The organism is Lactococcus sp. UBA7128 (assembly GCF_002492185.1).
Classification (GTDB): domain Bacteria; phylum Bacillota; class Bacilli; order Lactobacillales; family Streptococcaceae; genus Lactococcus; species Lactococcus muris.
This window is the reverse complement of record NZ_DKXK01000032.1, coordinates 1-8,806: the sequence shown is the minus strand read 5'-3', so window position 1 is coordinate 8,806 and position 8,806 is coordinate 1. Positions and strand designations below refer to the sequence as shown.

The 8,806-nt window shown below is 39.7% G+C and carries 10 protein-coding genes; all 10 read left to right on the top strand.

From position 1 onward, the window contains the following. Positions 1 to 660 (top strand): DUF6273 domain-containing protein (locus tag B4H39_RS04135; protein WP_286927522.1); only part of this gene is annotated, 660 nt, incomplete at its 5' end. A 167-nt stretch (positions 661 to 827) separates the two neighbouring features. Further along, positions 828 to 2,021, top strand: a complete 1,194-nt coding sequence (locus B4H39_RS04130) for an acetate kinase (RefSeq protein WP_251422004.1) — start codon at positions 828 to 830, stop codon at positions 2,019 to 2,021. A gap of 90 nt (positions 2,022 to 2,111) precedes the next feature. Further along, a complete protein-coding gene (gene pyrH, locus B4H39_RS04125) occupies positions 2,112 to 2,828 on the top strand; it encodes a UMP kinase (RefSeq protein WP_251422007.1) in 717 nt (238 codons plus the stop codon). Positions 2,829 to 2,857: 29 nt separating this feature from the next. Further along, positions 2,858 to 3,415, top strand: a complete 558-nt coding sequence (gene frr, locus B4H39_RS04120; RefSeq protein ID WP_251422010.1) for a ribosome recycling factor — start codon at positions 2,858 to 2,860, stop codon at positions 3,413 to 3,415. Between the two features lie 92 nt (positions 3,416 to 3,507). Next, positions 3,508 to 4,371: a CvfB family protein gene (locus tag B4H39_RS04115; RefSeq protein ID WP_251422013.1), complete on the top strand. Its 864-nt coding sequence runs from the start codon at positions 3,508 to 3,510 to the stop codon at positions 4,369 to 4,371. A gap of 139 nt (positions 4,372 to 4,510) precedes the next feature. Further along, entirely contained in the window at positions 4,511 to 5,026 is a 516-nt protein-coding gene (gene msrA / locus B4H39_RS04110) for a peptide-methionine (S)-S-oxide reductase MsrA (protein WP_251422016.1), read from the top strand. Next, positions 5,023 to 5,238 carry a YozE family protein gene (locus B4H39_RS04105; RefSeq protein ID WP_202231651.1) on the top strand — a complete coding sequence of 72 codons (216 nt, stop codon included), beginning with the start codon at positions 5,023 to 5,025 and terminating at the stop codon, positions 5,236 to 5,238. The genes msrA and B4H39_RS04105 overlap by 4 nt, the downstream gene beginning before the upstream one ends. Positions 5,239 to 5,255: 17 nt before the next feature. Beyond that, positions 5,256 to 5,627, top strand: coding sequence for a VOC family protein (locus B4H39_RS04100; RefSeq protein ID WP_251422018.1), 372 nt, complete (start codon positions 5,256 to 5,258; stop codon positions 5,625 to 5,627). 227 nt (positions 5,628 to 5,854) lie between these two features. Beyond that, positions 5,855 to 6,253, top strand: a complete 399-nt coding sequence (locus B4H39_RS04095; RefSeq protein ID WP_251422021.1) for a hypothetical protein — start codon at positions 5,855 to 5,857, stop codon at positions 6,251 to 6,253. A 6-nt stretch (positions 6,254 to 6,259) separates the two neighbouring features. Beyond that, entirely contained in the window at positions 6,260 to 8,320 is a 2,061-nt protein-coding gene (locus B4H39_RS04090; RefSeq protein WP_251422024.1) for a DUF1430 domain-containing protein, read from the top strand. Positions 8,321 to 8,806 lie beyond the last annotated feature (486 nt).

Genomic DNA, 8,806 nt, shown 5'->3' with positions numbered 1-8,806 from the left:
AACCCATTGCCTAACGAAGACAGTCAACCAGATGCTTTTGACTTTTCGACCATGCGTCCGGGGCGTATCTTTACCATGGCCGGGGAGCAGTATCGCTACCTTGAAGATATGGATAACGGAAACCACATGATTATCCGGAATGCTGCTATTACAAGTGTTTCTTGGAATAATCAGGATATCCGTATGAATGAATGGTATGATAACCTTGAACCAACAGTTCAAGCGATGGTAAGACCGGTGGCAGATACTTTTGTGACGGGGACTGTAGCTTCTGAAGATATTGTGTTTGAGGGCCCCGGTCAATGGTTACCAATAAACTTAAGTGATTTCCCAACGGTTGCGGAAGATTTAACTCAAGTGGATACAGATGGTACTCCACGTGCTTTTGCACTATCTTTAGCAGATGTTACACGTTTATCAGGCCCAGGACGTGCTTTTCCTAATCGTTTAGGGCGTCTTGCCGCTTTTCAGAATAATACCCATCCTGGACCGGCATGGTGGTGGTTACGCACCCCTAGATCTTCAACACAGGCATGGCACGTAGGAGCTTTCCGTGATGCGGAAGAAAATGGTGAATTAGGAAACGGTAATGGCAATATGATAGTTAGCCCAGATAATGGCGGCGCCCGCCCCGCCCTCATCATCAACTCTTCCAACTAAAGAACAAGTTTATAAAACAGAAAGTATGCTCAAGACAGCATTCTGCACGCTGATACAAGTGATTTTTACCCCTTCTTACAAGATATCAATAGAGATATTGCCTAAACTTATGTTATACTAGTAAGAGCAAAAGAAAACACTTACATGTTGAAAGGGATTTTTAAAATATGGAAAAAACACTCGCTGTTAACGCTGGATCGTCCTCTCTAAAATGGCAACTTTATGAGATGCCTGAAGAAAAGGTTATTGCTAAAGGTATCTTTGAACGTATTGGTTTGAAGGATTCTATTTCAACAACCAAGTTTGATGATCAAGTGCATAAGAGAGAGCAAGACATAGTTGATCATCGTCAAGCAGTCTTACTCTTGATGGACGAGTTGATATATTTTAAGCTTATCGGTAGCTTCCGTGAAATCACAGCTATTGGTCATCGTGTCGTAGCAGGGGGGGAGTTTTTTAAGGCGTCAACTGTTATTACACCCGAGGTTTTGGAAGAAATAAAAAACCTTTCGACCTTGGCACCTTTGCATAACCCTGCAAATGTTCTCGGAATAGAAGCTTTCCAACGTCTGCTGCCAGATGCGCTTGCTGTGGCGGTATTTGATACGGCTTTTCACACAACATTACCAGAAAAAGCATACCGTTATCCTATTCCGACAAAATACTATACAGATTATGCTATTCGAAAATATGGAGCACACGGTACATCACACATGTATGTGTCTCGTGAAGCAGCAAAAGCTTTAAGAAAACCACTTGAAGATTTAAAACTTATCACAGCGCATATTGGTAACGGTGCTTCGATTACAGCTATCGAAGGTGGGAAGTCAGTAGATACTTCAATGGGCTTCACACCGCTAGCGGGTGTCATGATGGGGACACGTTCTGGCGAAATGGACCCTTCTGTGATTTCTTATATGCTTGAAAGTGACCCTAGTCTACGTTCAGCGCAAGATGTCATTGATGTTCTCAATAAAAAATCCGGGTTACTCGGCGTATCAGAGTTTTCAAGTGACATGCGTGACTTAGAAGAAGCGCGTAACTCCGGCAATGAAAAAGCCTTGCTGGCTTACGAAATGTTTATTGACCGCTTGAAGAAGTTTATCGCTCAATATTTTGGTGTGCTCAATGGTGCAGATGCGCTTATCTTTACAGCTGGCATCGGTGAAAATGATACAGATGCCCGTCGTGATATCGTCGCTGGCTTGTCATGGTTTGGTATGGAAATTGACCCAGAAAAGAATGTGCGTGGTGCGAATGGTATCATTTCTACCCCAGAGTCACGTGTTAAAGTTTTGGTTATTCCGACAGACGAAGAATTAGTTATTGCACGTGATGTCGAAGCCGCAAAAAATAAATAATCTTTTAGAAAGACCTCACGGTCTTTTTTTCAGATTGAATTTATGGTAAAATAGTAGGGATAAAAAAGAATAGAGAAGAGATAGGTAACTATGGCTGATATTAAATATAAACGCGTGCTGTTAAAACTTTCGGGAGAAGCTTTGGCAGGTGACAAGGGATTTGGAATTGATCCTGAGACAGTTAAAAAAGTTGCTGAGGAGCTCAAGGAAGTGTATGCTCTGGGGGCAGAAATTGCCATTGTTTGTGGCGGTGGTAATATCTGGCGTGGTGTAACTGGTGAAAAAATCGGTATGGAGCGCGCGCAAGCAGACTATATGGGGATGCTGGCTACGATTATGAATGGTTTGGCTCTTCAAGATACACTTGAAGCACTTGGCGTGCCAACACGTGTTCAAACGGCTATCGAGATGAAGGCTGTGGCAGAACCTTATATTCGTCGTCGTGCAGAGCGTCACCTTGAAAAGGGACGCGTTGTTATCTTTGCAGGAGGAACAGGCTCCCCTTACTTCTCCACAGATACAACCTCAGCACTTCGTGCAGCAGAAATTAACGCAGACGTTATTTTAATGGCTAAAAATGGTGTAGATGGTGTCTACAATGCCGATCCAAAACTTGATGAAACAGCAGTTAAATTTGATAATTTGACACACATGGACGTTATCACAAAAGGTCTTCATGTTATGGACTCTACTGCCTCTACAATGTCAATGGATAACCACATTCCGCTCGTTGTCTTCAATATGAACGAGTCTGGAAATATCAAACGTGTTGTTCAGGGTGAAGACATCGGAACTACAGTAGAATAAGTATAATAATAAAATAAAAAGGAAAAATCATGGCAAACGAAATTATTGACAATGCAAAAGAACGTATGAATAACTCATTGAACAGCTTGCAACGTGAGCTGGGACACATCCGTGCAGGACGTGCCAATGCGAGCTTGCTTGACCGCATCTCTGTAGAATATTATGGTGCACCTACACCGCTGAATCAGCTGGCTTCAATCACAATCCCGGAAGCACGTGTTTTGATGATTACGCCTTTTGACAAAACAATCTTGAAAGATATTGAGCAAGCATTGAATGCCAGTGACATTGGTATCACACCAGCTAATGATGGTTCTGTTATCCGCTTGGTTATTCCGATGTTGACCGAAGAACGTCGTAAAGAGCTGGTTAAGGAGATGGGCAAATACATCGAAGGTGCAAAAGTTGCGATTCGTAACATCCGCCGTGATGCTATCGATACTGCGAAAAAGCAAGAAAAGGCAAAAGAAATTACAGAGGACGACTTGAAAGTACTTGAAAAAGACATCCAAGCAGTAACAGATAATGCTGTTAAAGAAGCAGACAAAATGGCTGCAGAGAAAGAAAAAGAACTTTTGGATGTTTAATTTTGTATAGCATGAACATAGAATGATTGATGTACGCATACAAAAACAATCAAAAATAAACGGCTCTGTGGGGCCGTTTTTAAGGAAAAAGAATGAATAATTTATTAGCAACTACATTTTCAGCGATTATTACAGCAGAAAATGATCAATTTTATTTTTTACAGAAAGATGATAACATTCTCCGTCTGGCAAAATCAGAAGGAGAACATCAGATAGGGGATATCGTCACTGGTTTTGCCTATATGGATAAATCTGATAAGATGTGCTTAACCACGCAAGAACCAGCTGCCACGCGCGAAAAATTCGGTTGGGGTACAGTGACAGATGTCCGTCGCGACTTGGGCGCCTTTGTCGATATCGGTTTAGCTGGAAAAGATATCGTAGTTTCGCTCGATGACCTTCCCTTACCTGAAGATAAAGAGCAATGGCCTAAAAAAGGGGATAAGCTCTTTGTCAAAATCGTCGTTGACTCTAAAAATCGCCTTTGGGGCAAGTTAGCTTGGCATCAAGATTTTTGGGAAATGTCAGGCCCTGCCTACAACAATATGCAAAACCAAGACTTACGAGGGATTGTTTACCGTAACAAAGAAACAGGTTCCTTTGTTTATCTTCCAGATAACAACATGCTTGGTTTTATCCACCCTACTGAAACCTTTGGGACACTTCGTATTGGGCAAGAACTTCAAGTGCGCGTCATTGGTTTTCGTGATCAAGACCGTAGCTTAAACCTTAGTGCGAAACCACGCGCCTATGAAATGTTAGATGCTGATGCACAGATGATTCTTGCTTATCTTGAAAGTATGGGCGGAAAAATGCCTTTTAACGACAAGTCAGCGCCAGATGATATCAAAGCGACATTTGGTATCTCTAAGGGACAATTTAAGAAAGCGCTTGGTGGTTTGATGAAGAATAAAAAAATCAAACAAAGTCCTGAAGGAACAGAGCTTCTTTCCTAAAACATCATTAAAAAGTTGGTGAAAGATCCAGCTTTTTTTGTTTTAGGAGGAACACTGTTTCTGATAAAAGAAAAAAATAAGTGCATGAGAGAGGGAGTTTTGTTATAATATCTTCAACGAAGAAGAACGGGGGAAGAGGATGAGCAAAGAGAGAGCGATATTTGCCGGCGGCTGTTTTTGGTGCATGGTACAGCCCTTTGAGGAACAGGAGGGGATTCTTGCTGTGACAAGTGGCTACACAGGAGGTCATGTGGATAATCCTACTTATGAGCAAGTTTGTAACCATCAGACAGGGCATACTGAAGCGGTGGAGATTATCTTTGACAAGGAAAAAATTTCTTATAAAGATTTGGTAGAACTTTACTGGGAACAGACAGATCCAACCGATATGTTTGGGCAATTTGAGGACCGTGGGGATAACTACCGTCCTGTGATTTTTTATACCAGTGAAACTCAAAGGAAAGCTGCGGAGAAGTCAAAAGAAGCCCTTCAAAACTCAGGACGTTTTGATCGCCCGATTGTCACAACGATAGAACCTGCGCAAAAGTTCTGGCCAGCAGAAGATTATCATCAAGGCTTTTATAAGAAAAATCCAGAGCGTTATGCTTTATCTAGCCGTTTACGTCATGAGTTTTTGGAGGAAAACTGGAAATGAGACAGCCCTTTTATACTTATTTGATGCGCCATCGCGCACCAGTTGAGGTGGATGACGTGACACGCTTGGCTAATCTGGCTTTTGCGGATACACAATTTCCCAAACAATCAAAGGACTTTGATGAAATTTCCACCTATCTGGAAACTTATGCCCCTTTTTACTTTAACCTGGGACTTTTTGATGATATTTGGGCAATGTATTTAGAAGCCTAAAAATGGAGGAAAAAACAATGAAAATGGCACACACTTGTTACCGCGTAAGAGACTTGGAAGCTTCAATCAAGTTTTATCAAGAAGCTTTTGGTTTTGAAGAAAAACGTCGCCGCGACTTTTTGGAGTATGAATTTACTTTAGTTTATCTGACTTTGCCGGGTGATGATTATGAGTTAGAGCTAACTTATAACTATAATCACGAAGCCTATGATTTGGGAAATGGTTATGGTCATATCGCTATTTCTGTAGATAACTTGGAAGAACTGCACACACAGCAAAAACAAGCGGGCTTTGAAGTTACAGAGCTTAAGGGGCTTCCTAACTCAGACACGCGTTATTACTTCATTATTGACCCAGATGGTTATAAGGTTGAAGTGATTGCGGAGTGAAATAAAACGTAAAAAGACTGAACTGTTTCGGTCTTTTTTTAATTTCCGTCTGAATATAGCAGGAGTATTTTTTAAGCTTAAAGTATTTTGTTTTTTTCATAAAAACCCAATATGAGTGAAAAAATACAAGGGTCTTCTTATGTTAGACTGAATATACTAAGATAAAAAGAGGAAAAAGAAGTACTGTTGCTTTAGAAAAAGATTCATCTTTGAAAGGAAGAATTGCTATGAAAATCAAAAAATTTGTTGCTGTATCAGCTTTAGGACTCGCTCTGTTTGGAGCAAGCCAGTTAGCCACTGCTGAAAAAGCCTCTGCCGATGGTGTTTTTGGGGATAGCGTGGAAAAGCTAGAGCGCGCAGTCCGTATCTTACAGAATAATTTTACACGTCATGGACGGCAGATAGCCTACTCTAGGACCTGGCCAGATGCCTCTTGGGGGAAGAAGACCTTGACAGCGGAGTATTATAACTGGGCGGTGTCTCATCAAAGTCGTGCCTATGTATCTGGAGGCAGGAGAGGGGAGAGTGGCTGGTATGGACCTGGTTGGAAAGTTTGGACTTCCTCTACAGGTGATTATTATGGGAAAATGGAGTGGAGGTATGAAGCAAGAGGTAATAAGTGGTAAGTAATAATGAATAAAGTCTTAAAGATTACATTGTTGCTTTTATTCTCTTTAGTGAGTGTGATGCTTGCCTATATGAGATTTAATGACATTGAGGCAGATCGGCTGATGCGTTATGTAAGTAAGCCGACTTATACACAAGTGTACCCACCTGAGGTAAGCGAGGGTGAACGATATGAGACAAATGATGTAAAAATACTTGAACGAAAAGATTTTATCTCAGTTATAGAGGAAGTATCAAGGGCGTTCAATACTCCTTTTACTGTTCGTTCCCGCTTTATTGGTGCCGACTATGATGGTAAGGGAAATATCTACTTTAGTCGACCAATGGCCAATATCACATACTTTCAGACTGCTTATAAAAAGCAAAATCAAAGAGAATTTACAGATTATGGTGCTAAAGTAATGGTAAGCAATGAACCGCTAAAAAACTTGACCGATGAACAGTACCAAGGGGCAGCAATATTTTTTGAGTCCGATGTTAAAGAGAAAATATTAGATGCTTTAAGTGAAAAAATAAACCAAAGATTTAATCTGGCAACAAGTTCAAGCAGCTTAACCTCTCAACCTGAATGGTACAATCCTCTGCCTTTAATCACCCGAGGGAATGACATGTACCGTTTTCTTATCAAGATGATTCTTTTTTTCTATTTTATTTTCCTCCTTGTTTGGATGGTCTTGCGAAGTAAGGAGATTGCTATCTATGCTCTTAATGGAATGGGAAACTGGGAAATTCTTCTGCGGATTTATATGAGGAGTTTTCTGTTTGTGCAGCTTTTTGTAGGGTTATTGAACAGCATATTTCTTCTGAAAACTTTCGATTTTCAATATTTGATAAGTCACGGTCTGTTGATGGGACTAAGTCTGCTTCTGGTAATACTTGTTATTGGTATTGTAAGTCGAGCATCTTTAGTAGCCCAAACCAATAATAAATCTTTCTTAAAGCGCGTCCACGTCTCGGTTTATCTGGTTAAAGTTTATATCTTTGCTGCTAGTGTCTCTACAAGTATGGGGATTATTCTTTTGTTAAATAGCAGTCTAGGTTTGATGCATAAGACACCCTTGGACGACTATGGTGTTTTTGCAGGCTGGAATTTAGGTTATTCTGAAGCTAAGGATAACTCGATACACATAGAGATATTTAAATATATCGAAAATAACGGTGGTTTACACGCTGCCAAGAAATTATTGGGGCATGATAAGCTTAAAGACTATCAAGGGGTAGAGATTAACTCTGCCTATCTCGATAAATATTCTGTTAGAGATAGAGAAAACAACCCAATTCACATAGATAAAAGCACTAAAGAAGCTGTTATACTTGTCAACGAACGCTATAAAAGTAAAGTAGAGGAGATAAAAAAAGCTTATAATGACTTGCTAGAGATGCAGGGCGCATGGTTTCGAGCAACAGAAATCAAGTTGTTCTTAATGAAAGATAAACAAAGTATCCCAATATTTGAAGGGGAAGCAGGCGGTGTTTATTCTAATGGTAAAAAACAAGAGCTTGTAGCAGATATAATCGAGGTGCATACGGTAAATAACGCTGGAGTTAATACTTATAGCAATATGTTTTACGGTAGTAATACCCTAGGCGTTTTGATTCCTATAAAAGAGAGTGCAGAAAAAACCTATTTAGAGATACTTCCAAGCCTAAAGAAAGATAAGCTATCCTCAAATTTTGTTTCTTTCGTGCCTACATCAAAAATCGCAGAAATTGAGGTGAAACGCTTTATTGGTGAACCGATAACATGGGTTTTTATGAATATCTTAGCTTTTGTTCTTTTTATCCTGATGATATTATCAACAACGGTAATCTATTTCAAGGTGAATAAGAAAAAGTTAGTACTTAGTCGAGTACAAGGTATTTCCTATTTTAGAACATATAAAACACTTTTTATACTCATTGTTATTCAAAATTTTATTTTCTTAGTTCACTCCATGTTGCGGGGACATGAATTAGCGATTATTGAAGCCTATATACTTTATGCCTTGATTGAACTATTTTTAGTCTTCCACCTCCTCACCCGTCTCGAAAAGAAAGAACTCGTCACGACTCTGAAAGGAGCTTAATAAGTTCGGCAAGTAGAAGAATGTATGGAGAATTTGGTTCAGAACCAAAAAATATAAAGCTTTTGAAAGTTAAACCGTTTAGAAAATGAGCAGTTTTTCTTTTGAACTTGATAAGACGAACTTTAATTTACAAGTAAAGAAATAGAATTATTTCGGTCTTTTTTTAATTTCCATCGGAATATAGCAGCAGCATTTTTTAAGCTTAAAGTATTTCTGCTTTTTCATGGAATTGAAAAAAATAGAAGAAACTTATTATGTTAGACTGATAAAAGGAAATAGAAGACACAGGGAGGAGATTAACAAGTACGGTTCGGTTAAAAAAGATTTATCTTTGAAGGGAAGAATTTCTATGAAAATCAAAAAACTTGTTGCTATATCAGTTTTAGGACTTGCTCTGTTTGGGTCAAGCCAGTTAGTGACTGCTGAAAAAGCCTCTGCCGATGGTGTTTTTGGGGATAGCGTGGAAAAGCTAGAGCGCGCAGTCCG

Excerpts from the sequence above, each read along its gene's own strand:
- B4H39_RS04130 (WP_251422004.1), top strand. The coding sequence starts at position 828 with ATGGAAAAAACACTCGCTGTTAACGCTGGATCGTCCTCTCTAAAATGG.
- pyrH (WP_251422007.1), top strand. The coding sequence starts at position 2,112 with ATGGCTGATATTAAATATAAACGCGTGCTGTTAAAACTTTCGGGAGAA.
- frr (WP_251422010.1), top strand. The coding sequence starts at position 2,858 with ATGGCAAACGAAATTATTGACAATGCAAAAGAACGTATGAATAACTCA.
- B4H39_RS04115 (WP_251422013.1), top strand. The coding sequence starts at position 3,508 with ATGAATAATTTATTAGCAACTACATTTTCAGCGATTATTACAGCAGAA.
- msrA (WP_251422016.1), top strand. The coding sequence starts at position 4,511 with ATGAGCAAAGAGAGAGCGATATTTGCCGGCGGCTGTTTTTGGTGCATG.
- B4H39_RS04105 (WP_202231651.1), top strand. The coding sequence starts at position 5,023 with ATGAGACAGCCCTTTTATACTTATTTGATGCGCCATCGCGCACCAGTT.
- B4H39_RS04100 (WP_251422018.1), top strand. The coding sequence starts at position 5,256 with ATGAAAATGGCACACACTTGTTACCGCGTAAGAGACTTGGAAGCTTCA.
- B4H39_RS04095 (WP_251422021.1), top strand. The coding sequence starts at position 5,855 with ATGAAAATCAAAAAATTTGTTGCTGTATCAGCTTTAGGACTCGCTCTG.
- B4H39_RS04090 (WP_251422024.1), top strand. The coding sequence starts at position 6,260 with ATGAATAAAGTCTTAAAGATTACATTGTTGCTTTTATTCTCTTTAGTG.